The sequence below is a fragment of the Sphingobacterium sp. UBA3549 genome (genome assembly GCF_002376635.1).
Taxonomy (GTDB): Bacteria; Bacteroidota; Bacteroidia; order Sphingobacteriales; family Sphingobacteriaceae; genus Sphingobacterium.
Map to the genome: position 1 here is coordinate 38514 of NZ_DFOE01000010.1, position 24507 is coordinate 63020.

A 24507-nucleotide genomic window follows, 5' to 3' on the forward strand; every position below is an offset into this window, starting at 1 on the left:
TGAAATCAATGACAGTCGAAACAAAGAATCCAATAAATAGAGGTTGGAGTTGACAAGTCAGTGGAACGCTAATGTTGTGATGTGGATTAGATATTCAGCGAGTACAACCTTATCTCCAGTGATAAGCAGATAAGAGGGGGATAAAAAAGACAGCGCCATGATCTTGCTATCATGGCGCTGTCGGGGTAATGATTAATTTCAGGTTGAAAATACTATCAAAAGACTAGTGCACTGTTTCTGCCTGATTTTTTTCCGGAACTGGTTCATCATACTTGTGGAATATTAAACGTACACCACTGTTTTTTGTGAAAAATTTAATTGACCAGTTTACAAAAGTGATTAGTTTATTTCTGAATCCATAAATGGACATCAAGTGGACAAACATCCACGTCATCCAGCCAAAGAATCCATTAAAATGAATTTTTCCCATATCAACTACCGCTTTATTACGGCCTATAGTAGCCATTGAGCCTTTGTCAAAATAATTGAATTTCTCAGTTGGTTGGTTGGAAATCGTTTGGAGGATGTGTTTAGCGACATATGCCCCCTGTTGTTGAGCTACCGGTGCAACACCAGGTAAGCCACGAGGAAGATCATCTGTAATAAACGCCGAAACATCACCAATGGCATAAACACCTGGCATATCGATAACGCGACATTGATCGTCAGTCTGTATACGGTTACCACGCTGGATAATTTCTTTCTTGAAGCCATCAGGATACTGACCAGCTACGCCGGCACCCCAGATCACAGTTTTTGTTTCAATGCTTCTGCCGTCGGCGAAAGTAATCGAATTACCATCATATCCTGTTACCTGAACATTCAATAACACTTCTACACCTAGATCTTTCAGGTATCTTTCCGAATCTTTGGAAGATTTTTCAGACAGATTGGCCAATACTTTTGGAAGTCCTTCGACTAAGTAAACCGACATCTCAGATTTTTTTAATTCTGGATAGTCTTTTTCAAGAACGTTGTTTTTGATTTCTGCGATTGCACCCGAAAGTTCTACACCTGTCGGACCACCTCCAACAATAACAAAGTTCAGATTGGCTTTACGATCAGCCGGGTTTTCTATCCGTACCGCCTCTTCCAGGTTCTGTAAAACATAGCTACGAATGTTTAATGCTTCTTGTATGTTTTTCATTGGCAAAGCATATTTCGTGATTTGTTGATTGCCGAAGAAGTTCGTTGTGGCACCTGTAGCAACAATCAAATAATCATAGTCAAAATCACCAACGTCTGTTCTTACAATTTTGGCCTCATTATCTACACTCTTTACGTCAGCAAGTCTAAAGCGGAAGTTGTCTTGGCCTTTGAACATTTTGCGGACAGGGAAAGAAATAGAATCCGCCGAAAGAGTACCCGTGGCTACCTGATACATCAAAGGTTGAAAAGTATGAAAGTTATTTCTGTCCAGCAACAGAACTTCAACTTCCTTATTTTTAAGCTTTTTAGCAACTTCAATTCCTCCAAATCCAGCACCAATAATGATTACTCTTGGGAATTTTCTATTTGAACTATTGCTTGGCATATTTTTAATAGTTTGTTGTAAAAATTCGGTACAATCGAATTAAGCTGCAAATATCTTAAATTTTGCTTCAAAAAACTAAAAAATATTTATTTATTGCGCCGATATGTTGTGAAATTTATTGTGAAAAGGCTAAATCTTTCAATCATATGTTTTGTAGGTGTTTGATTTTTAGTCTTTTATGTCGACCTGTTACTGTCTAAAAAAAAAGATGTTGGTCGTGATCTCATGGTGTATAAAATACACCATGAGATCACGACTGCAATGCACCTTTTATCTTGATTTTCATACCGTTGTTGCAATTCTGTAGATAAAGCTGACAGGCGAGCCGACTTTGATCATCAGCATCGGGGAGCGTGTCTAACATATCGAGCTCCTGATCGCTCGCTGGATCAAGCGATTCTAGACCTTCAATAACCTCAACATGGCAGGTAGCACATAAAGCCATCCCACCGCAGGTTGCCAATATTTCATATTCTGATGCTCTTAAAATTTCCATCAGTGAAAGGTTGATGTCTGTGGGTATCTCCAGTATATTTTCGCTCCCGTCGCGGTCAACAACACCAATTTTAATTAAATTATCTTCCATAACTAAAATGTATTTATTCCGTTTACTGTTGTGTATTTGAATGTAAGTTTCTGGTCTGGATAGACAAATTTAAAAGCGCTTTGACACATCAGGGCTGCCTCATGGTATCCACAAAGAATGAGTTTCAGCTTGCCGGGATACGTATTGATGTCTCCGATTGCGTAAACACGCTCTACGTTGGTGGAGTAATCAAAAGTATTGACCTCAATGGCATTTTTATCAATTTGCAATCCCCAATCAGCAATTGGACCAAGTTTAGGTGTCAGGCCAAATAAAGGGATAAAATAGTCTGCCTCTATAGCGATAACTTCTTTGTTTTTACTTGCTGTTTCAACATGTGATAAACTGCCATTGCCGTGAATATTGGTCAGACTGTGGGAAAGCAATAAATTGATTTTCCCCTGTTGGGCCAATTTGAATACTTTCTCTGCCGAATCGGGGGCACCTCGGAAGGAATCGCTCCGATGTATTAAAGTTACCTGCTGCGCAATATCCGCGAGGTGAAAGGTCCAGTCTAGAGCTGAGTCGCCTCCACCCGCAATAACAATGTTTTTATCCCGGTACTTGGCGGGATCTTTTACCATATAGTCTACCCCTTTTCCTTCAAAGAGATGAAGATTCGGAATCTCCGGTTTGCGCGGCTCAAAACAGCCCAAGCCTCCGGCGATAACAATAACCTGTGTGTGAACAGTTGTATGTTCATTAGTTGTCACGATAAAAGAGCCATCATCCTGTCTGGATATTTGTTCTACACGCTCACCTAAGGTGAAAGTAGGGTCGAAAGGTTTAATTTGTTCAAGCTGCTTATCGATCAGCTCCTGTGCGGTTATACTTGGATAACCAGGTATATCATAGATAGGTTTGTGCGGGTAAATCTCCGAAAGCTGTCCGCCTACCTGAGGTAACACATCAATCAAATGGCAGCGCATTTTTAAAAGCCCAGCTTCGAAAACAGCGAATAGGCCAACAGGTCCTGCTCCAATGATACAGATATCCGTATTTATCATAGCTATTCTATATTTAAGTTGTTATATATTGTGTTCAAAATCCTTGTAAAAGCGTCAAAATCTTCCGCTGTCAAATTTTTCCAGGCCTTCATACGAATCTCCGCAACAATTGGTGAAAGCGATGCTACTTTTAATTTTCCTTCTTCCGTCAAGTGCAAATAAAGGCTCCGACGGTCTGTTTCGTCAATGACCCGTTCAGCCAGATTTTTTTTAAGAAGGATATCAACGATCCGTGTCAATGTGGGTTGGTCTTTTCCGCAGCGTTTCGCCAATTCTTTTTGCGAAAGCTGATCTGTTTCATACAAAGCCTTTAAAATGGTCCACTGATCCACAGTGATATCAAATCCTTTCTCCGCAAAAGAGGATTGGGCAAATTGCTTTACTTTCTTGGCCGTTTGGTCGAGAATAAAAGAATAGCGGTCGAATTTTTCGTTTAGCATACAAATATTTAGCACAACAAATATATTTAAAATATTTAGTGTGACAAGTAATTTGAATGCAATAAAAAATGCCCCCAGAAAGTAGCTAACTTTTTGGGGGCACTCCAATACTCAATGCGTTTTTTTGCTGCAAAGAGCTTTATTATGGTCTTACGACCTCAGCTTTTTTAGCCGTATTACCTTCAGCCAAATGTTTTCCTTTACGCAAGTCATATACCGAAGGTGCCGCTAAAATAATCGATGAGTATGTACCTACGATTACACCGATTAAGATTGCGAATGAGAATCCACGGATAACTTCACCACCGAAAATAAACAGGACTGCAAGAACAAATACAATCGTTAATGAGGTAATGATCGTTCTACTTAACGTCGAGTTGATCGCATGGTTGACGACATCGCCAAGATCTTCATTATGTGCATTTGGTTTTGATACGAATTCACGTAAACGGTCAAATACAACCACTGTATCATTCACCGAGTAAGCAATGACCGTTAATATCGCTGCCACAAAGTGTTGGTCAATATCAAGCGAGAATGGTACGATGCCATCCAAGAGAGAGAATAAGCCCAATAAAATAATCGCATCGTGGATTGTTGCAATAGCTGCTCCAACTGAATATTCCCATTTGTGGAAACGAATCAAAATGTAAGCAGCAACAATGATGATAGAGAAAATTGCCGAACTGGTCGCTCTAGACTTGATATCAGTAGCAATACTTGGCCCAACTTTTTGAGACGAAAGGATTTCATGTTTATTGGAAGCGTCTACTTTTGATAGACCTTGGTTTAATTTATCCAATACTTCTTTGTCAGCAGTGTCCGAAGTTTCTTCGATATGGTAAGTTGTTGTTATACGCAGTTGGTTGGATGCACCGAAGACTTTTACTTCTGTTGTTTTCTGGAAGATATCATCCAAGTTTGTACGTACAGCTTCCAAGTCCACAGGTTTATCATAACGGACAGTATACGTACGACCACCTTGGAAATCTACTCCTAAACTAAATCCTTTTGTGAAAATGGATGCAGCAGAAATTAACACGGCAACGATAGAGATCGCATAAAAGATTTTACGTTTCTGAACAAATTTGAAGTTTGCATTTTGCAAGGTTTTTGCAGACCAAGGGAAAGAGACTTTAATTTTGAAGTCTTTCGCCAACATCCATTCAAAGATCACGCGTGTCACTAAGATTGCCGTAAACAACGAAGTAATAATACCCACCATTAACGTTGTAGCGAAACCTAAGATCGGACCACTACCGAATAAGAATAGAATGATACCAATTAAGAAGGTTGTGATCTGTGAATCCAGGATGGAAGGTAAAGCATGTTTGTAACCATCTGCAACCGCCTGACGGATCGATTTACCTAAGCCCAGTTCTTCACGGATACGTTCATAGATCAAGACGTTCGCATCCACTGCGGTACCCATCGTCAATACGATACCCGCGATACCAGGCAAGGTGAGTACAGCATTTAAGGATGCCAATACCCCCATAATGATAAATACGTTTAATAACACCGCGATGTTTGCTACGATACCCGCTGTATTATAGTAAGCAATCATAAAGATCATCACCACGATAATACCGATAACAGCAGAGTTAACACCCGCATCAATGGCAGCCTGACCCAAAGTAGGACCCACGATGGCTTCTTCAACGATTTTAGCAGTTGTTGGAAGACGACCGGCTTTCAATACGTTTGCCAAATCTTTCGTGTCTTCTACCGTAAAAGAACCTGAAATTGAAGAACTACCATTCGGAATTTCGCCATTTACAGAAGGAGCAGAATACACCACATTATCTAGAACGATCGCGATGGCGTCTCTGTTCTGAGCCGCTTTTGCGGTAATTTTCTTCCATTCACGTGCACCTTCGCTGTTCATTTGCATACCAACCACTGGTTGATTTTTTTCATCAAAGTTCGCTGTAGCATCGGTGATCACATCGCCTGTCAATACAGCACCATTGTCCTGTCCAGATCCTTTGATTGCGTATAAAGATAGTTGCTCAGGTGTCTTTTGTTCAGGTTTAACAGCCCATAAAAGTTTTAAGTTTCCCGGGAGAATTGATTTTACCTCCGGACGTTGCAAGTATGCATTTACTTTTGCTGTATCTTTTAATGAAGCAATACCCACCATTGAACCTGGCATAAGCGCCATCTGTTGGTTTTCACCCATATAAACTGCTGGGCGCAACACTTCAAACAGTGGATTTTTCTGACCAAGATTTACAGCAGCACTGTCTTTTATCGCATCTTTTTTACCACCGGTTAGGTTGGATAACAAATCATCTGATTTTTTGCTTGTGTCTGCTGCGGCAGTAGCCGTTGTAGCAGGTGCTTTTAACGTAGATGCTAAAGTTTTGTCGATATTTTCCAGTAATGGATAAACTTCTTGATTGGTATAGGTCTCATAAAACTCCAGTTTAGCGGATCCTTGAAGCAGGTTACGCACACGGCTTTCGTCTTTGACACCAGGTAACTCGATTAAAATACGGTTTGTGCCTTGTTGAATTTGAATGTTTGGAGATGCAACACCAAACTTATCAATACGTGTACGAAGTACTTTGTAGGAATTTTGGATGGCGTTGTCCGCTTCTTTTTGAAGGAATGATTCAACTTTTGAGTCTGAATCACCAGGTTTAATTAGTACAGCATTATCTTTTGTTGAAAAGAATGTTGAAAGTGGAGTTGTAGCACCGATGGATTTGTATTCTTCCATAAAGAGCGCAACGACTGTTTTAGCACTCGTTTTGCTTTTTGCTACGGCCTGTTCCAACGCTTTGTTGAATTTCTCATCTTTTGGATTGTTTGCCAAATTGCGGATCAATTCGTCCAACGAGATTTCCATGGTTACGTTCATACCACCTTTCAAATCCAATCCCAAAGCGAGTTCATTTGCTTTGGCTTCCCGATAGGTGTATTTTGCAAACCCTAAATTGTACACTACTTCACCTGCCATTGAGTCTAGATAGCTCTTCTCTTTCGCCAAGTCTCCCTTGGCAAAATTCTCAGCATCGCGCTCCACATTGCGGGTCACCCAAGTAAATGATAGGGAGTATAGACACGCTAATGACACCACTATCACTAAAAGTTTAATCAGCCCTTTACCTTGCATCGTCTGTTATTAATTGTATTAATTATAATGTTAAATACTGTTTATGTAATTGATAATTAGTTCTTGTTTAATCACATTTTACCAAGAATGGCAAAGGTATAAAATTTTTGTAGAATGAAAAGTTTTATTTATGCCAATTAGGTCAACGGCATAAAAATAGGAGAATTGAATAAAAAAAGAAATACTTATGCATTTTATTTCATAAAAAAAGGTCCTCCTCATGATGAGAAGAACCTTTTTTTTAAGCTATTTGAGCTGCTTCTATTATCTCAACGTATATTTGATACCAAATGAAAATGTTGAAGCGTCAAAATCAGAACCATGGTTTAAAGTCCAATTTGGTTTCCAGTCAGCGTGAAGACCGATAGGAGCCGATGGAATTTTAAATTCAAGACCCAATTGCGGTCTCAATCCCACATAAGTAATGTTGTCGCCAGCGTCTACAAACGTTAATTGTGCACCAACACCTGCGTACCAACCTAAACCTGGAGCGCCACGGAAAGGTCTTGCATGTTGCCAATCAGCACCAACTGCTACCACATGGTCATCAAACATTACCTGCGCTTGACCATTGTTTGCGCCACCCATTGACTGTTTGTATTGAACCCCCCAAAGGTCACCGATCGATCCGTCGAAAACCACACCGATTGCAGCGCGTTGAGGAGATTGAGCTTTTACTTCTTGTGTGCCAAATGCTAATGCTGCGACAGCAGCTAATGAAAGTAGTGTCTTTTTCATAATTATCTTATCTTTATATTTTCATTAATTAAAATAACTTTTCGTGTTACCGAAAGCAAATAGCTTGCCAAAAAATAATCGCGTCTGAAATAAAGGAAATGGAATGTTTAATTCATAATGGTTCTAATTTGTCTTTTGATTGTAATTTCTATATTTTATTTTTTAATATTACTTATTTTTCTTAAATTTGCCTGGCAAATAGAAAACCCAATACATATTTGCCATGCAATTAGATCCACAAAAATTCGTAGCAGAAGGTCTCACTTACGATGACGTCTTATTAATTCCAGCTTATTCTGAAATTTTACCCCGTGACGTTGATACGAGTACTTCGCTAACAAAAAAAATCAAATTAAATATCCCATTGGTTTCTGCAGCAATGGATACGGTAACTGGTGCTGATTTAGCCATAGCGATTGCACAAGCTGGCGGTATTGGTATGTTGCACAAAAACATGACTATTGCAGAACAGGCTGCTGAAGTACGCAAAGTTAAGCGCTCCGAGAGCGGGATGATTCAGGATCCTGTTACTTTATTGGCAACAGCAACAGTGGGAGACGCCTTTAATATCATGAAGGAGCACAAGATCGGTGGCATTCCCGTTGTGAATGAAAATGGGCAGTTAGTCGGTATTGTAACCAATCGTGACCTTCGTTTTCAAAAAGATATGCTTCGACCAATCAATGAATTGATGACGAAAGAAAATCTTGTCGTGGCACCCGAAGGAACAGATTTGGTGAAAGCTGAGGAGATTCTTCAAAACGAAAAGATCGAAAAACTTCCAGTAGTCAATAGGGAAGGAATTTTGAAAGGTTTGATCACATTTAAAGATATTCAAAAATATAAGCATTATCCAAATGCCGCTAAAGATAGCCATGGACGTTTATTGGTGGGCGCTGCAGTAGGCGTTACGCCAGATACAATGGACCGCGTTGAAGCGTTGGTGAAGGCGGGAGTAGATGTAGTCACCATTGACACGGCACATGGGCATTCAAAAGGGGTGATCGATAAACTGAAATTAGTAAAAGCCCAATTTCCTGAACTTCAGGTCATCGTTGGAAATATTGCTACAGGTGCGGCTGCAACCGCTTTGGCTGAAGCAGGTGCAGACGCGGTAAAAGTTGGTATCGGACCCGGATCGATCTGTACAACACGTATTATTGCAGGTGTCGGTGTTCCTCAGCTTTATGCGATATATGAAGTAGCGAAAGCACTGAAAGGAACTGGCGTACCATTGATTGCAGATGGTGGTATCAAACAGACAGGCGATATTGCAAAAGCAATTGCCGCTGGGGCAAGTACGATTATGGCCGGCTCATTATTCGCAGGAGTGGAAGAAGCCCCAGGTGAAACCATTATCTACGAAGGACGTAAGTTTAAGTCTTACCGTGGTATGGGTTCAATTGAAGCGATGGAAAAAGGGTCTAAAGACCGTTATTTCCAAGACGTGGAAGATGATATTAAAAAACTGGTTCCTGAAGGTATTGTTGGTCGTGTTCCTTATAAAGGTACACTGGCTGAAGTCGTTTATCAATATGTCGGTGGACTGCGCGCTTCCATGGGTTACTGTGGTGCTGCCACAATCGAGAAGTTGCAGGAAGCTCAGTTTGTCCGTATTACAGGAGCAGGCTTGAGAGAGTCTCACCCACATAATATTTCCATTACGAAGGAAGCACCAAATTATAATAGCAGAGGCTAAATACTGCTTATTTGATATAAAAACCGATAATCTTTATTATCGGTTTTTTTTGTGTAAAAATATTAGCAGGATAGCCCGAGGGATCGACAGGAAATTTGTACTTTTATACCCTATTCTCAGGTTTTAAAATTTAAGGAGTTAATTTGGATTATTTAGCGGGTTTAAACCCTTCACAACGAGGAGCCGTAGAGCAGACAGAAGGTCCTGTGATGATTGTTGCAGGAGCTGGTTCAGGAAAAACACGGGTGATTACCTATCGTGTAGCACACTTGATTCGAAAAGGTGTTGATCCATTCAATATCTTGGTGTTGACATTTACCAACAAGGCAGCCAAAGAGATGCGCGCGCGTATCGTTTCTGTCGTTGGGAGCGAAGCGAAAAATATTTGGATGGGAACATTTCACTCCGTATTTGCAAAAATACTCCGGGTAGAAGCTGAATTGATCGGGTATCCCAGAAACTTTACAATCTACGATACCGACGATACCAAAAGCTTGTTGCGTGCCATCCTAAAAGAAATGAATCTCGATGATAAGCTGTATAATGTCAATCATGTATACGGGCGTATTTCGCAGGCAAAAAACAACCTGATATCACCGCAGGAATATAATAAGAATGAAGCCATCTTGGCCGAAGATATTTCAAATGGTCGTGGGCAATTGGGACAAATTTATATGACCTATGCCCAACGCTGCTACCGTGCAGGGGCCATGGATTTTGACGATTTGCTGTTTAAGACAAATGTCTTGCTCAATAAGCATCCAGAGGTACTGCATAAATATCAGCACCAGTTTCGTTATCTGATGGTCGACGAGTATCAGGATACGAACTTTTCACAATACCTTATTGTCAAGCGTCTGGCAGCAGTAAATGAAAATATCTGTGTCGTAGGGGATGATGCGCAGTCCATCTACGCGTTCCGTGGCGCAAATATTCAGAACATCCTGAATTTCCAAAAGGATTATCCAGATGTAAAGATCTTTAAACTGGAACAGAATTATCGATCCACTAAAATGATCGTAAATGCGGCCAATTCGGTGATCGCCAACAATCAGAATCAATTGGAGAAAAATGTCTTTTCTGATAACGAAGAAGGCGAGAAAATCAAGGTTTCACGTGCGTTCTCTGACAATGAGGAAGGTAAAATCGTAGCCGATCTGATCATTGAAGAGAAATCGATAAAGGGTCTTAATTATAAAGATTTTGCTATTCTTTACCGTACCAATGCCCAATCCAGAGCAATGGAGGAGGCTTTGCGCAAAATTAACATACCCTATAAAATATATGGTGGTACTTCTTTCTATCAACGGAAAGAAATCAAAGACTTAATCGCCTATTTCAGGCTCACCTTTAATCCAAACGACGAGGAAGCATTAAAGCGCGTTATCAATTATCCGCGTCGCGGGATCGGAGATACGACAATCGAGAAGATTATGATCGCAGCAGATCAGAATCAATACCGAATCTGGGATGTTGTTGCCAATGCGGCTCAGTTTCTTGATGGACGTAGTGCAACCTCTGTTGGTGGTTTTGCACAGATGATACAGAGTTTTCAGGCTTTGGCTAAGAACAATAGCGCTTTTGATACGGCCATGCACATTGCTCAGCACTGTGGTATTCTAAAGGAATTGTATGAAGATAAGTCCGTAGAAGGATTGGCGCGCTACGAAAATATCCAGGAACTCCTCAATGGTATTAAGGAATTTTCGGAGCGAGAGGATATTGAAGAGCGCGGACTGGACGTTTATATGCAGGATATCGCTTTGTTGACCAACGACGATAACGATAAAGATCCAAATGCTGATACCGTGTCTTTAATGACCATCCACTCTTCTAAAGGGCTGGAGTTTCCGATTGTCTTTATTGTTGGTTTGGAGGAAAACTTATTTCCGTCGCAGTTATCTTTGAATTCCAGGTCGGAATTGGAGGAAGAACGAAGACTTTTTTATGTCGCTGTTACGAGAGCTGAAAAAAAATTACTACTTTCGTATGCTACTTCGCGATATCGTTGGGGAACGCTCAATAATTGCGAACCCAGTCGCTTCTTGGATGAATTGAATCCGGCATGTCTCGCATTGGATTTTAAACCACGACAAACTTCTGCCTCAGCCGGAAGTTTTCAAGGCGAACGAATTGCATGGCAACAAAAGGACAGTGATGACACATTTTCTAAACCTAAGCCTAAGCCGATGGTGAAGACGACGTCAATACTGCCAAAAGCCCACAAACCTACTGCGGGTTTTGCTCCTTCAGATACATCAAACCTTCAAGTCGGCATGGAAGTTGAACATGAACGCTTCGGATTTGGGAAAGTTGTCAATCTCGAAGGAAACAAAGGAGATATAAAAGCAACTATTTTCTTTAAAGAGTTGGGACAGAAACAATTGTTGCTTAAATTTGCAAAACTTAGAATAATTCAATAATAAAATACCAAAACGACATCTTGATCGTTTACTTAGGTACTTATATTAGCTATATGAACTTTGACTACAACAGCACTAGACCAAAATTGATCCTTGCAGAATATGGTCGCAATGTGCAAAATATGGTAGATTACATCTGTACTTTACCCACAAAGGAAGAAAGAAATAAACACGCACAAATTGTAATCGATATGATGGGGGTATTAAACCCACATCTGAGAGATGTGTCTGATTTTAAACATAAGCTGTGGGACCACCTACAGATTATTTCTGATTTTAAATTGGATATCGACTCGCCTTATCCAATTGCTACTGCCAAAAGCGTGAAACACGAAGTGGAGCACCTCGGCTATCCGCAGCATTCCATCCGATTCAAACATTACGGTTTTACCGTAGAGAAAATGATTGAAAAGGCACTGTTGGCCAATGACGAAGCCAAAAGGGAGCAGATGGTTATCGGTATTGCCAATTTTATGAAAATGGCTTACCTGACCTGGAATAAAGATTCTGTTTCGGATGAATTGATCATTCAGGATCTCAAAGAGCTGTCGGGTTACCAATTGACCTTACCAGAAGGTACTGTTTTGACGAAACTTGACTTTAAAACACCGCCTCCAGGAAATCGTGTTAAAGGTCCGGCCAATAGTAACTCGGGCGGAAATAACAACAACAACAATAATAACAATAATTCCGGCCATCAGTCGAAAGGTGGTGGTAAGCCTCGTATGGCAAACAACAACAACAATAACAATAATACCAAGCGCAACAACTACGGAAGCAACAGTAATAGCTACGGAAGTAACAATAACAATAGTTACGGAAGTAATAATAATAACAGAAACAGAAAGCCACAGGGTAACTATAATAACAAACGAGGCTAGTTCTTAAAGATTGTTCAAGGAAGCAGGCAATTGCGAAGTGATTAATAGATTTCTTTACAATTGCCTGCTTTTTTTAAAAAACGCGCTGTTTTGGAACAATAAACCAAATACCCAAGGGAAATACAAGTGGAGAGTATGTATTAAGAAGATATCACTTATAGAATAAATGAACGCATTTGAAATAATCGGTGGAAAACCGTTAAAGGGAGAGATTATTCCTCAAGGAGCAAAAAATGAGGCCTTACAGATTCTTTCTGCAGTTTTACTGACAGAAGAACCCATGACCATCAGTAATATTCCAGATATTAAAGATGTCAATAAGTTGATTGATCTGTTAGGAGCGTTAGGTGTTAAAATCAATCGCATTGATAAGGATACCTATGTTTTTGAAGCTAAAGATATAAATATAGACTATTTTCAATCGCCCGAATTTAAAGAAAAAGGGGGGGGGTTGCGGGGTTCTATCATGATTGTTGGCCCTTTGTTAGCTCGATTCGGCAAGGCAGCTATCCCAAAACCGGGTGGCGATAAAATTGGCCGTAGACGATTGGATACACATTTTTTGGGCTTTGAAAAATTGGGGGCTAAATTCATTTACGATCCTACCAATCATTTTTTTAATGTTGATGCAACAGCGCTAAAAGGCAGCTATATCCTATTGGACGAGGCTTCAGTGACCGGTACTGCCAACATTGTAATGGCTGCTGTATTGGCCAAAGGCACAACAACGATATACAATGCAGCTTGTGAGCCTTATTTACAGCAATTATGTAAGATGCTAAACCGCATGGGAGCAAAAATATCCGGTATTGGATCTAATTTGTTGACCATAGAAGGTGTAGAACGTCTTGGCGGTACTTCACACCGTATGTTGCCCGATATGATTGAAATAGGTTCCTTCATCGGATTGGCAGCAATGACAGGTTCGGAAATTACAATTAAGGACGTCTGTTTTGAAGAACTTGGTGTTATCCCATCTGTATTTTCGCGCTTGGGTATCAAGTTTGAATTACGTGGTGACGATATTTTTATTCCTGCACAAGACTCCTATGAGATTGATACATTTATAGATGGATCTATTCTGACGATTTCGGATGCACCCTGGCCAGGTTTTACGCCAGATTTATTGAGTATAGTGCTCGTGGTAGCAACGCAGGCAAAAGGAAATGTATTGATCCACCAAAAAATGTTCGAGAGCCGTTTGTTCTTCGTGGACAAATTGATTGATATGGGGGCTCAGATTATTTTGTGTGACCCACATCGCGCCACGGTTATTGGATTGAACAAATCACATTACCTGAGAGGTATTGAAATGACTTCCCCTGATATCCGTGCCGGAGTATCCCTACTCATTGCAGCCTTATCGGCAAAAGGAAAGTCTGTGATCCACAACATCGAACAAATTGAACGCGGCTATCAAGATATCGAAGAGCGCTTACGGAAATTAGGTGCAGATATTAAACGTATCGACGCCGAACCAAAAGGACATTAAATAACCTGATGAGCCCGAGTGGCAAATCGAAGAAAAAAAGCTCCAGAAATAATATCTGGAGCTTTTTTGTGATATATGCAGCAAATAAGGTAAATTTGTACAAAATACATTTAAACAAAAATAGATATGATAAAATATCTAATAAAGTACGCCCTATCTCTCCCTTTATTTGGCCTATCACTACTTTTTTGTAATTGTCAATCTTCTACCCCCAAAGAAGTTAAATTACACGAAGAATCCAATACAACAACTGACATCCGTTCTTCAAAACGTATCAATGCTGCGGTAATCGAACAAAAAGTTACCTTTCCGAATATGCCTTTTGCTGAACTCCTCAGGTTGATGAATCTGAATAAAGAGAGCTCACCTGCCGTTCTGTGGAAAACGATATCCGCACTGCCCGAATCCCAAAAAAAGGAGGCAGATAGCTTTGATATAGGAAATCCCCTCCAACGCATGGAACTTATGCTTGTTCCCTTACGCAAGATGGAAATTAGATTTGATCAACAACAAGCAAAATCCATTGCTGAAGGTTTAACCTATCAGTTGCAAAATTATGTGAATTACAGTAAAGGTACAGGAGAAGGCTTTTTAGCAAATCGAGAAAATGAGGATATTAATATTTCCCTTAACTTTCCAGAGGGAATTTCCCATGGGTTTGCCAAAGTGCAGATACGAATAAATCCCAAAGACTATATGATCGACAAAACGGGGAAAACAAAAGTAATTGCCGGCATTACCTGCCAACAGGCCATTTACAATAAAATTGATCCGAAGGATAAAGCACTTCCTAAATTTGTCATTTGGAAAAGTCCACGGATTCCAAAAGGAATTAATAGGCTGCATCCTTATGTGTTTGATGAAAACGAAGGGATTCTCGAAATTGATGCCTATCTTAAGGATGACGAGAATTCATTACTGCGTTTTACAACAACAGCTGTCGTTGAAAAGCAATTTGGACCCAAAGAATTTGAAGTGACAAAAATGCGTACCAGGGCTGATGGCCCCAGTGATCAAAATAGCGTCGAACAAAGGGTGCTAGATGTCGTGTTTCATTAGTACGTCAAATAAAAAAACGGAGTTGANNTCAACTCCGTTTTTTTATTTGATTTAGGTAAAATCTACATTAAAGGAGCAGGAGCTTCTTCTTCAAATAAAGGAAATTCTTTGATAATATTATACCAAGTAATCACCTTTTTAATATCCGATGAATAGACACGTGATTCATCATGGCCGGGAGCTACTTCACGGAAGAAATTTCTCAACGTTTCGCCATCTGATTTTGTATCCGGTAAAGCAATTCCTTTCTCTTTGATCGTTTCAAAAATATTCAATAACCGAATTTCTTCTTCTTCACCATAAATTGTGATGTCTTCCAAAGTAGCCATTTTTGTCGAAGATAAACTGACTACAGTTTTAATTTTTGCCTGATCAAGGGTTTCTAAAATAAAACCTCCTTTATTTTGTCCAACCAATTTGAACAATCCTGGTTTACCAGTTACGGATACTAATGCTCTTAAATTCATTTTAACTATATTTAAATCTCCAAGAATTAATCTTCGATAACTTCAATTGATAAGATACGGTCACCCTGTCTGATATCGTCAACAATATCCACATTCTCAGTTACCTTTCCAAAACAGGTATGGTTACGATCCAGGTGAGCAGTGTTATTGCGGCTATGGCAGATGAAAAATTGAGAACCTCCTGTATTACGGCCAGCGTGAGCCATAGATAATACACCTCTATCGTGATATTGGTTTTCGCCAGTCAGTTCACAGTCAATTTTATAACCAGGACCACCTGTTCCCGGTGTGCCTGCGGCACCTTCTCGTGAATTTGGACAACCACCCTGGATCACGAAATCAGGAATCACGCGGTGAAATGCTAATCCATCATAATATCCTGATTTAGCAAGTTTAATAAAATTGGCTACTGTATTTGGAGCATCAGCTGTGTAGAACTCCACAGTCATGTCGCCTTTTTCTGTTTTAATGATCGCTTTACTCATATTCAAAAAATTTTTATGAAGTACAAAGATAACGTTTCAGAGTGAAATGTGAAGTAAATCCCTATTGCCAATTTTTTTTAATTGATAGATTGTTTATTTCTCAGGATATTAAGTAGCTTTTTTTGTATATTTATGTACGCTAGCCTTTTATAACTTAACTGCAAATGCCAAACTCGTACAAACTAGTCATTCGGGATTGGGCTGAGGCCGATCGCCCGAGGGAGAAACTTTTGAAGCAAGGTCGTAGGGCACTTACAGATGCCGAATTATTAGCGATCTTGATTGGCTCTGGATCCAAAAATGAAAGTGCCGTAGAATTGTGTCGGCGTATATTAGCTGATGCCAATAACAGCCTGCAGACACTTTCCACAATGGATGTCGCAGAACTGAGCAGGTATAGAGGCATAGGAGAAGCAAAAGCCATTTCCATTCTTGCCGCCTTGGAGCTCGCTCGTCGCAAAAACGAACTGCCCGCCGAAGAGCGTAAACAGGTGACCAGTAGTCGCTATGTATATACCCTTATGAAACCAATATTACAAGACCTCCCGCATGAGGAATTTTGGACAATGTATTTGAATACCGCATATAAAATATTGGACAAGCAGCTCATTGGCCGTGGCGGTAATGATTTTACGCCAGTTGATGTCCGAATAATCTTACGAACGGCAATCAGCCTCAAAGCACACGCCATTATACTTATTCACAACCATCCTTCAGGTACTTTGTATCCGAGCAATGCTGACAAAATCCTGACGCAAAAAATTGTCGAAGCCTCTAAAATTATGGATATTAGAGTTGCCGATCATTTAATCTTTACCGATAACGGATATTACAGTTTTAAAGATGAGGGTATCATCGACTAGTTATAGTATGCTTAGTATGGACAAAAACAGTATTGATAGATTCACAGACAGGGTTGTCGATTATGAAAAATTTAGACCTAATTACCCCAAGGAGATTATTCAGGTGCTAAAAGAACAGATCGGGTTACATAAGAAATGGTTGGTTGCCGATATTGGCAGCGGCACCGGGCTCTCTACCCAACTCTTTCTCGAAAATGGAAATGACGTTTTTGCCGTAGAACCCAATCGTGAAATGCGTGAATCTTTGTTGCATCATTTTAAAACCTATAGGAATCTAATTGCAGTGAATGCCACCGCCGAAGACACGACCATTGAGTCCGGATGTGTTGATCTTATTTTTGCCGGACAATCGTTCCATTGGTTCGACCGGCAGGCCTGTCGAAAAGAGTTTGACCGTATTCTTACTGAAAATGGACATATGGTAATCGTCTGGAACCAGCGCGATCCCACGGATGCCTTTCAGCAAGAGTATGAACATTTTTTACGCAGTCATATCCCCAGTTATCAGCCGGTCAGCCACAAAAATATTGGTGATGACGATCTTAAACACTTTTTTGGAACCCGGGCAATGAAAAAGATAACTTTGCCAAATCAACAGATCTTAGACCTCCGATCTTTTTTGGGAAGAGTGCGTTCATCCTCCTATTTCCCAAAAGAACAAGACAAAAATAAAACGTTATATGATGATCTCCGTATTCTCTTTGATAAGTACGCAATCTCCGATCGTATCGTATTCAAGTATATAACTGAAATATATATCAGTTAACTCCGACAACAGAATCTGTAAGGCCTTTTTAATTACATGGGAACTAGAAAGTGAAATTTCCTTTAGTTAAAAATGTGTTAAACATGAGGCGCTAAGGGGGGGATGGCATTTTATTTGGACGTAATTCAACGAAAGAAAAAAGAGATATGTTAGGAGTTGAATTAATAATCTTTAGACGTTGCTTACTGTTGGTGCTGATTGTAGTAGGCGGAATCCATAGTGTAATAGCGCAACAGATGCATGCTTTTTATAACTCAGTACCTGAATTTCATGGAGTATATCGCTGGTTAGATCCATTCTTTCCTTTAAACCCACAAGTCGACAGGGGGAATCTTAATGTAATTCACGAGGATGATACTGAAAATCACGATAAAACAATAAGTGCAACCGACAAAAGGCGTTTTAAAGGTAGGGTGAGTGACCAAGTATATGAAGGTTCGGAAGTAATCAGTAGCCCCGCAAAATCAGTTGAAAATATCACCTATAGTTCCTCCAGCTCAACCACTAGGTATCGCGTCGCTATCGATCGACGTACAGACGAGCAATACCTCGGCAAACCTGTATTTGTAGATGCCAGAGGAGTAAAATATATAATCGATTCGAAGTACAGAAAACAGATCGTAGAATGATGGCTACGGCGCGTTAATAGCTAGTTCGTTGCTGTGTGATATACGATAAAGAAAGCGGATAAATTAACAAAAGCGTTTAAGATAACACATGAAAGCCAAAGTTATCGCAGCAACTCCATTAAATAGCTTTTATCCAGATAAAAGGTATCCAAGCTGCCGCCTTCATCCAGAATACTTTTGCTTATTTCCTTTTTATGCTGCTGTAAGGTCTGAATTTTATCTTCAACGGTATTCGGGCTGATTAACCGAACTGCAGTTACCGTTTTTTGCTGCCCCATGCGATAAATCCTGTCAATGGCCTGTTGTTCGACTGCAGGATTCCACCAAGGATCCACCAGATACACCACATCGGCAGCGACAAGATTGAGTCCAGTGCCCCCTGCTTTCAGGCTCACCAGAAAAACAGGTATATCCTTATTGTACTGGAAATCGCTAACCAGCTGACCTCGATTTTTGGATTTCCCTGTGAGCATCAATGAACGGATACCCCGTTTATCCAAAGCCTCTTTAATCAGGTTGAGCATCGTTACGAATTGTGAAAATACGATCATTTTATGCTGCTCTTTTTTATGCACAATCTGCTCCATAAGCATTTCAATTTTGGCAGAGTCCTCCGTGGATGTCAGCTCTTCATTTTGGAGCAGTTTGCTCGAGTTACATATCTGGCGCAATCTGGTTAAACCTTTCAATACATGCATAGGGCTTTTTCTGATTTCATCTCCATCTTTGGCCGAGATAAATTCGCGGAACTCCTTTTCATAAAGATCATAAATTCGCCGTTGAGCACTTTTCATTTCACAGTAAAGAACCAGTTCATTCTTCGCTGGAAGATCACGTAATACATCCTGCTTTGTTCGGCGCAGAATAAAAGGCTTTACTTTTTCTTTCAGCATTTCTTTTCTCTTGCGGTCGTGGAAGGCGTCTATAGGGGTGGTGTAAACATCTTTGAAGTACTTTTTACTTCCTAGTAAACCGGGCACAATAAAGGAAATCTGCGCATAGAGATCCATTGTGTTATTTTCGATAGGGGTTCCTGTCAAAATAATACGATTTCTTGATTGTAGTAAGTTTACTGTTTTATAACGCTGAGAATCTGGATTTTTTATTTGCTGCGATTCATCCAATATAACATAATTGAACTTTATTTTTTTCAGCATATTGATCGCTGTCAACAGGTTGTGATAAGAAATTAAAATCAAGTCATAGGATTCAGGCTGCCGCGCTTTTTGTAGGCTATTTGGACCATCGACAACGAGCGTTTCAAAAGACGGAAGAAATTGCTGAATTTCGTGCTGCCAGTTGAAGATTAAGGTCGTGGGAAGTACCAGTAAAGTTGCTGCAGTTTGTCCCCGTCCTTTTTGAGTAGCCAAGAAAGCTAAAATTTGGATAGTTTTGCCGAGCCCCATATCATCGGCAAGACAGCCTCCAAAGTTAAGCCCATCCAAAAAATGCAACCATTGTACTCCCTCTTGCTGATAGGGGCGTAGATTTCCAACAAAGGATGAAGGAATCTGAAGTTTGGAGAACGAAGAAAAATTAGTGAGTCGACTTCTCAGCATGCTAAGCTCAGCCACTACGGTAGGATCTATCTCAGACTGCTCAAAAAGATGGTCAATCTCATTAAATTTATATTTTGGAATTTCAATGAAATCATCCGTGATCGTTTCGGCGGCATTAAAATAAGCTTCAAATTTATCGAGCCACTCCTGCGGTAAAATTCCCTGGGTGCCATCGTCTAACGTGATAAACTGCGAACGGTTCCGTACGGCCTTTTCGAGTTTTTTAAGCGAAACGCTCTTAGGACCAAATTTAACCTGTATATGGGCATTGAACCAGTTTTGACCACTCAGTACCTCGATATGTATTTTACCTTTAAAACGACTTAATTTATTCCCCCGAAGGGCATTAAATCCAATGATCTGTATACCGTGATGCTGCCATTCATCGAAAGCATCTAAAAACCAGTCTTTATCTAGAAAATAGCGGCGATGGAGATAAAAATGCTGGAAGCTTCCATCGTGCATCTGTTCCTCAAAATACGGATGTTGCTTCAGTAAAAGCGAAATTATGTTAGTTTCTGATTCGCGCTTCCGATCGACCAAAAACTGGTTGCCCTTACTATCCGTTCCAAATATGTTTCGTTTGCTTAAAATAGGAATTTCGACCTCTCCATAACGCATTACTGGAATAAGGTTGACAAAATCGGCTGACTCTTCAAGAAATAGGATCGGTTGCATATCTTGATAATACAGAGTTTCCTTTAACTGCGGCTTGCTCGCTTTAGGAATATCCCGGAAATGCAAGTCCACCGAATGCGAGAGCGGTTCCAAAAATAAGCTGTTGAATTCTTTGAATTTCCGCTGATGAATCAACAACTGCTCACCCTTGTTGCTAAACAAACGTATCAACTTGAGGTGAAGCTTATTTTCAATCAGAAAAAGCTGATTTCTGATGAAGATGAAATGATCCAAAAGAATAACTAAATCCTGTAAACTGTAGGCTATGGCATGGATATGAATTTCTCCCTGAATAGCATAAAATGAGCCTTTTTTTGTAATAAAGAGCTTAATATCACCTTTCTTCAGACTAAGCTGAACTGCTGATAGGGAGGAGGCTGTTATATTTTCATATTGTTCATAATCATGTAGGTAAAAATCCATCCGTAGCGGGTTTTTTGCAATTGCCTTCAGGCTGGACATAATTTCCAAATCTTGTTGCACTACCTGCGAAAGCTGAAGCACAGCCGTGTAAAATTGCATTTCCTCTATTGAGCGGCTCCGCCAGACACATGTTTGGATATCACCATCAGAAATCGGGTTTTTGAGCATTCCGGATTTCGTTAATGAAGCCTGACAGAGGAGCACCTGCAGATTTTTGTAATACCGATTGCGTGTTAATACAACAAAATAATGCAGCTGTTCGATAGGAGTTTTGCTTTTCGGGGTAAGAGATTCCGCCACCAGATCGAAGTCATCAATGGATGTTAACTGTTTGTCTTTCAGTGAGAAGTCCAGTTTACCCGCTTTGATATGCGCAGAAAAATAATTTTCTAGAGCCGGTTCATCTTCCAGTCCATATTGTGCCGCAACTTTTTTCAGGAGATCTTTGTACCGATTGGCGTCAAAGAATGCCAGCCAATTTTCCTGCATGAATAATTTACTTAAAGCCGCCTTTTGATGACGACAAAATCCTGTATGGAGACAGTTGCAGAATACGGCTGTCGCCGGAGCGGTATGGATAATCATCACCTCAAAGTCGTTATAATTTTCCTGTACACGAAACGTTGCCTGATTGATCTCCATCTCCAGTGCATTCACCTTGAAATGAGAGAGTGTCAAGTCCATCCAAGGAAAATAAGAATGCCGGCTTACTTTGTTGAAATCAATATCGGTCAATACATGCTGATGAAACTCCATACGACTTGATTAAAAGTTAAAACTCATACCCCCATAATAATTACGCAAGGGGGCAGGATTAAAATAGCGGCCCCCAAAGGCATTGATATCGTTTCCAAGACTATATTTTTCATTCAGCAGATTGTCTGCACCTCCAAAAAGTCTGATTTGATACCAGGATCCGACAGATTTTGTCCAAGATAATTTGCCCTGCAAAAGATGATACCGTTTGGCATAAACAGAATTTGCATCATCCAATGGTATTGCTGCGGTTAGATTAGACAGAAGGTCGAATCGAAATTGATTCGGAAAAAGTATATTCAATGAATTCACCCATACTGTTTTCGGAACCGCAGGAAGCTTATTACCCTGATAATTTTTGTCGCCCACCTGATAGGTTCTAAAACTGTAATCATTGAAGGAAAAATTACTGGCGAACTGTAGGCTACGGACAACACCGGACACTTGTGGTGTGATCAAATAGAGCAGTATTGATGCTTCTAACCCCTTTTGGTCTATTTTACCCGCATTTTGGAAATATTCAGCACCATTTTCCCTGAGCTGTCTGATAATGGCGTTGTCCATTTGATACGTGTAGGCCGCAGCATCTAAAACAACCCGGCGATTCCACAAATGCAAGCGCAACCCCAATTCATGATTCGTACCGGTTTCAGGCTTGAGTAGCGTATTAATTGAATTATCCGATGAACGGACCTCCGCAACAGTTGGTGTAGAGAACCCTTTGGAGATTGACGCCCTCAGTGCAAACATGGGTGTAATTAAATAGGATAAAGCTGCTCTAGGCATCCAGGTACTCCCAAAATCAATGTTTGCTTTGTCTTCCTGTTCAACAGGAAAATATTGTCGGTAGCCAATTTTACTCTCATTTAATCCGAGCGAAAGCTCTAATTGAAGACGCTCGAGCCATTCCAGTTGGGTGCGGGCAAAAAATGATTGTTGGCTGTTATCCAACTTGTCCTTAGCCTGCGGGTTGGTGGCGACACCTTTTTCATTATCATAGTTGTCAACAGCATACCAGCCTTTTTGTGCTTCCAGGCCGAGCTGCAGCTCATATTTTAAATCCTTGCCCAATAGATCGGCATAAGATAAATATAAGCGCGTTCCCAGGTTTTTCTCGTCTCGTTTCTCGTAATTGGTGATGAACGGATTTTTGATCTGATTTGACGAACCAAATATGCTGGCAAATAAGGTCATTTTAGAGCTGAGACGCGTTTGGTTGCTGAGTCCACCAAAGAACGTTTTATCGTAGATAGCCGCTTTTTGCTCAACAGACCCAGGATTTGGCCCGCCCTTCGGCCTAGCCTGCCTGCGGTCAGTTTCCATTTGTACGGCGGTGAGACCCCCAGGAGTCTGATAGCCAAGATCCGAATAAAACCCGGTGAATTTTAATTCGGAAGTTTTGGCGTACTGCCAATTGTAATTGAGCTGAATATTCTTTTTGTTTAAAGCCGAATTTTGTCTATATCCATCACTTCGGGTCCAGCTCTGATTGATGGCTAACTGCTGTGTCTGGCTAAAGGGTAATATGGTGTTAAGCTGTTCTTGAAAAAGACCATAAGAGCCGCCGGTCAGTTGCAGGTTGACTTCCGGTTTGGAAGATTGGTCAAATCCCTTACTGTATAAAGAGACTACACCACCCGAATTAGCACCGTAGATCGATCCATCGGGACCTTTTAAGATATTGATCTGGCCCAATGCATACGGATCGATCAAATTAAGATAGGTATTTCCACCAGCATCAGTAAGAGGAAAGTCGTCCAAGTAGATTTTGACATTACGAACACCAAAAGGTGAACGGATCATACTGCCGCGGAGTGCAAGTCGATAACTTCCAGGAGAGCGTTCTTCCATCCGTAATCCTGGTACCCTGTTCAATGCCGATACAAGGCTGGGAGATTGCTGGGATTGGATCATTTGGCGGCTCAGCACAGCGGCCGAGGAGGTCAGTCGTAGTAGCGGTTGTTTATTGAAGTAGGCTTTAACCTCTACCTGTTCAAGCCTATTCGTCGCTGTATCTACTTCCTGAGCATATAATTTTCCGCATAAACCAAGGGCGGCGAACATGTAATATCTTTTCATCGTTGTTAGATCGGCTTAGTCTGCAAATTCCTGACTGAAATAAATTTCAAAAATCTGCTTTTTCTTATTGTATTTTAGGCATTGAAAATTGGCATAAACAGCGCTTGTTGGTACACAAACACTATTGGCCATCGTGGCTTTTGTAAAATCTTTGTTGAGACAGCCCCGCCGCAAATCAAAATTTTTATTCGTAGAAACATCAGTTACCGCAAAGGAATTGTCGTCTATCAGGTAATTGGAGTTGTTTAATCGAATATACTCCTCTTGATAAATCAGTTCTGAAGCAACGAGATAATCGAGCGATGCCAAGCTGGATGAACAATCCAGGTTTTTAAGGGTATTGACAACTTTTAACTCCTTATAAAATGTACCGAATGATTTATTCTTGTGATTAAAAAGGACTATTTCGATACGATGACTGTCTTTGTTGTACAATATATAGCCAAAGTCACCGGGGCCATTATCGAAAATATTCCCTTTAGCGATTGCTAAAACAACCAAGTTAGGATGCCCAAGAAAATAATCCTTTTGATCCGCCTTTAGTGTCGCCGATAACTTCCGATGCAATTTATCAAATAAGCCGTCGTCGTTCATTTTTAATAACTGCTGCGTTTGTTCTTTTATTCTATCTGAAAAAAGTGGGCTATCGTAACTTGAAGTATCCAATGGAAGTGTTGGAGATACAGCAGGTGCTACTTGTTCTTTCTTTCCTTCATCGCTTTTTAGTGTTGTTGGCCTGTTTACCGGATAACACGAAACAAGACCCAATAATAATAGAATGTATAGAAAAAAGATTTTTAAATTCATGATGAAGTACCGTCA

At 40.4% G+C, this 24507-nt stretch carries 19 protein-coding genes; 8 read left to right on the top strand and 11 right to left on the bottom strand.

Features of this window, described 5'->3' with window-relative positions:
• Positions 1–223: 223 nt before the first annotated feature.
• The 6 genes from B2W36_RS06325 to B2W36_RS06350 all read right to left on the bottom strand — a co-directional run bounded on the left by B2W36_RS06325 (position 224) and on the right by B2W36_RS06350 (position 7426).
• Complete coding sequence (locus tag B2W36_RS06325; protein ID WP_209578793.1) at positions 224–1534, bottom strand: NAD(P)/FAD-dependent oxidoreductase; 1311 nt, start codon at positions 1532–1534, stop codon at positions 224–226.
• A gap of 250 nt (positions 1535–1784) precedes the next feature.
• Positions 1785–2120 carry a 2Fe-2S iron-sulfur cluster-binding protein gene (locus B2W36_RS06330; protein WP_293886913.1) on the bottom strand — a complete coding sequence of 112 codons (336 nt, stop codon included), beginning with the start codon at positions 2118–2120 and terminating at the stop codon, positions 1785–1787.
• Positions 2121–2122: 2 nt separating this feature from the next.
• The gene (locus B2W36_RS06335) at positions 2123–3127 is read right to left on the bottom strand and encodes an NAD(P)/FAD-dependent oxidoreductase (RefSeq protein WP_209578791.1); all 1005 of its coding nucleotides are present in this window, start codon (positions 3125–3127) and stop codon (positions 2123–2125) included.
• A gap of 2 nt (positions 3128–3129) precedes the next feature.
• A complete protein-coding gene (locus B2W36_RS06340) occupies positions 3130–3567 on the bottom strand; it encodes a MarR family winged helix-turn-helix transcriptional regulator (protein ID WP_209578790.1) in 438 nt (145 codons plus the stop codon).
• A gap of 142 nt (positions 3568–3709) precedes the next feature.
• A complete protein-coding gene (gene secDF, locus B2W36_RS06345) occupies positions 3710–6688 on the bottom strand; it encodes a protein translocase subunit SecDF (protein WP_293886916.1) in 2979 nt (992 codons plus the stop codon).
• Between the two features lie 264 nt (positions 6689–6952).
• Positions 6953–7426 (bottom strand): hypothetical protein, encoded by a 474-nt coding sequence (locus tag B2W36_RS06350; protein WP_293886918.1) that lies wholly within the window; start codon positions 7424–7426, stop codon positions 6953–6955.
• Positions 7427–7649: 223 nt separating this feature from the next.
• Between B2W36_RS06350 and guaB the strand changes: the two genes are divergently transcribed.
• From guaB to B2W36_RS06375, 5 genes are all read left to right on the top strand, one after another.
• The gene (gene guaB / locus B2W36_RS06355; RefSeq protein WP_209578787.1) at positions 7650–9125 is read left to right on the top strand and encodes an IMP dehydrogenase; all 1476 of its coding nucleotides are present in this window, start codon (positions 7650–7652) and stop codon (positions 9123–9125) included.
• Positions 9126–9268: 143 nt separating this feature from the next.
• The gene (locus B2W36_RS06360) at positions 9269–11548 is read left to right on the top strand and encodes an ATP-dependent helicase (RefSeq protein ID WP_209578786.1); all 2280 of its coding nucleotides are present in this window, start codon (positions 9269–9271) and stop codon (positions 11546–11548) included.
• A gap of 53 nt (positions 11549–11601) precedes the next feature.
• The gene (locus tag B2W36_RS06365; RefSeq protein WP_293885671.1) at positions 11602–12429 is read left to right on the top strand and encodes a DUF4290 domain-containing protein; all 828 of its coding nucleotides are present in this window, start codon (positions 11602–11604) and stop codon (positions 12427–12429) included.
• Between the two features lie 166 nt (positions 12430–12595).
• A complete protein-coding gene (gene murA, locus B2W36_RS06370; protein WP_209578784.1) occupies positions 12596–13921 on the top strand; it encodes a UDP-N-acetylglucosamine 1-carboxyvinyltransferase in 1326 nt (441 codons plus the stop codon).
• A gap of 126 nt (positions 13922–14047) precedes the next feature.
• Complete coding sequence (locus tag B2W36_RS06375) at positions 14048–14980, top strand: hypothetical protein (protein WP_209578783.1); 933 nt, start codon at positions 14048–14050, stop codon at positions 14978–14980.
• Between the two features lie 62 nt (positions 14981–15042).
• Here B2W36_RS06375 and B2W36_RS06380 read toward each other — a convergent pair whose 3' ends face one another.
• Both B2W36_RS06380 and B2W36_RS06385 read right to left on the bottom strand, forming a co-directional pair.
• Entirely contained in the window at positions 15043–15447 is a 405-nt protein-coding gene (locus B2W36_RS06380) for a DUF5606 domain-containing protein (protein ID WP_209578782.1), read from the bottom strand.
• A gap of 26 nt (positions 15448–15473) precedes the next feature.
• Entirely contained in the window at positions 15474–15932 is a 459-nt protein-coding gene (locus tag B2W36_RS06385) for a peptidylprolyl isomerase (RefSeq protein WP_209578781.1), read from the bottom strand.
• A 164-nt stretch (positions 15933–16096) separates the two neighbouring features.
• On the opposite strand from B2W36_RS06385, the gene radC reads away from it, so the two are divergent.
• The 3 genes from radC to B2W36_RS06400 all read left to right on the top strand — a co-directional run bounded on the left by radC (position 16097) and on the right by B2W36_RS06400 (position 18190).
• Positions 16097–16795, top strand: coding sequence for a RadC family protein (gene radC / locus B2W36_RS06390; RefSeq protein ID WP_209578780.1), 699 nt, complete (start codon positions 16097–16099; stop codon positions 16793–16795).
• A gap of 16 nt (positions 16796–16811) precedes the next feature.
• Positions 16812–17561, top strand: coding sequence for a class I SAM-dependent methyltransferase (locus B2W36_RS06395; RefSeq protein WP_209578779.1), 750 nt, complete (start codon positions 16812–16814; stop codon positions 17559–17561).
• A gap of 146 nt (positions 17562–17707) precedes the next feature.
• Positions 17708–18190 (top strand): hypothetical protein, encoded by a 483-nt coding sequence (locus B2W36_RS06400; RefSeq protein ID WP_293886921.1) that lies wholly within the window; start codon positions 17708–17710, stop codon positions 18188–18190.
• 101 nt (positions 18191–18291) lie between these two features.
• Here B2W36_RS06400 and B2W36_RS06405 read toward each other — a convergent pair whose 3' ends face one another.
• From B2W36_RS06405 to B2W36_RS06415, 3 genes are read right to left on the bottom strand one after another with little or no spacing between them, the layout of a single operon-like run.
• Positions 18292–21606, bottom strand: a complete 3315-nt coding sequence (locus B2W36_RS06405; RefSeq protein ID WP_209578777.1) for a DEAD/DEAH box helicase — start codon at positions 21604–21606, stop codon at positions 18292–18294.
• Between the two features lie 9 nt (positions 21607–21615).
• Positions 21616–23685 (bottom strand): TonB-dependent receptor, encoded by a 2070-nt coding sequence (locus B2W36_RS06410; protein WP_209578776.1) that lies wholly within the window; start codon positions 23683–23685, stop codon positions 21616–21618.
• Positions 23686–23700: 15 nt separating this feature from the next.
• Positions 23701–24492 carry a hypothetical protein gene (locus tag B2W36_RS06415; RefSeq protein ID WP_209578775.1) on the bottom strand — a complete coding sequence of 264 codons (792 nt, stop codon included), beginning with the start codon at positions 24490–24492 and terminating at the stop codon, positions 23701–23703.
• Positions 24493–24507: the final 15 nt, after the last annotated feature.

What these genes read in the sequence shown, in the direction of transcription:
- B2W36_RS06325 (WP_209578793.1), bottom strand. Translation starts at nt 1,534, where the DNA reads ATGCCAAGCAATAGTTCAAATAGAAAATTCCCAAGAGTAATCATTATT.
- B2W36_RS06330 (WP_293886913.1), bottom strand. Translation starts at nt 2,120, where the DNA reads ATGGAAGATAATTTAATTAAAATTGGTGTTGTTGACCGCGACGGGAGC.
- B2W36_RS06335 (WP_209578791.1), bottom strand. Translation starts at nt 3,127, where the DNA reads ATGATAAATACGGATATCTGTATCATTGGAGCAGGACCTGTTGGCCTA.
- B2W36_RS06340 (WP_209578790.1), bottom strand. Translation starts at nt 3,567, where the DNA reads ATGCTAAACGAAAAATTCGACCGCTATTCTTTTATTCTCGACCAAACG.
- secDF (WP_293886916.1), bottom strand. Translation starts at nt 6,688, where the DNA reads ATGCAAGGTAAAGGGCTGATTAAACTTTTAGTGATAGTGGTGTCATTA.
- B2W36_RS06350 (WP_293886918.1), bottom strand. Translation starts at nt 7,426, where the DNA reads ATGAAAAAGACACTACTTTCATTAGCTGCTGTCGCAGCATTAGCATTT.
- guaB (WP_209578787.1), top strand. Translation starts at nt 7,650, where the DNA reads ATGCAATTAGATCCACAAAAATTCGTAGCAGAAGGTCTCACTTACGAT.
- B2W36_RS06365 (WP_293885671.1), top strand. Translation starts at nt 11,602, where the DNA reads ATGAACTTTGACTACAACAGCACTAGACCAAAATTGATCCTTGCAGAA.
- murA (WP_209578784.1), top strand. Translation starts at nt 12,596, where the DNA reads ATGAACGCATTTGAAATAATCGGTGGAAAACCGTTAAAGGGAGAGATT.
- B2W36_RS06375 (WP_209578783.1), top strand. Translation starts at nt 14,048, where the DNA reads ATGATAAAATATCTAATAAAGTACGCCCTATCTCTCCCTTTATTTGGC.
- B2W36_RS06380 (WP_209578782.1), bottom strand. Translation starts at nt 15,447, where the DNA reads ATGAATTTAAGAGCATTAGTATCCGTAACTGGTAAACCAGGATTGTTC.
- B2W36_RS06385 (WP_209578781.1), bottom strand. Translation starts at nt 15,932, where the DNA reads ATGAGTAAAGCGATCATTAAAACAGAAAAAGGCGACATGACTGTGGAG.
- radC (WP_209578780.1), top strand. Translation starts at nt 16,097, where the DNA reads ATGCCAAACTCGTACAAACTAGTCATTCGGGATTGGGCTGAGGCCGAT.
- B2W36_RS06395 (WP_209578779.1), top strand. Translation starts at nt 16,812, where the DNA reads ATGGACAAAAACAGTATTGATAGATTCACAGACAGGGTTGTCGATTAT.
- B2W36_RS06400 (WP_293886921.1), top strand. Translation starts at nt 17,708, where the DNA reads ATGTTAGGAGTTGAATTAATAATCTTTAGACGTTGCTTACTGTTGGTG.
- B2W36_RS06405 (WP_209578777.1), bottom strand. Translation starts at nt 21,606, where the DNA reads ATGGAGTTTCATCAGCATGTATTGACCGATATTGATTTCAACAAAGTA.
- B2W36_RS06410 (WP_209578776.1), bottom strand. Translation starts at nt 23,685, where the DNA reads ATGAAAAGATATTACATGTTCGCCGCCCTTGGTTTATGCGGAAAATTA.
- B2W36_RS06415 (WP_209578775.1), bottom strand. Translation starts at nt 24,492, where the DNA reads ATGAATTTAAAAATCTTTTTTCTATACATTCTATTATTATTGGGTCTT.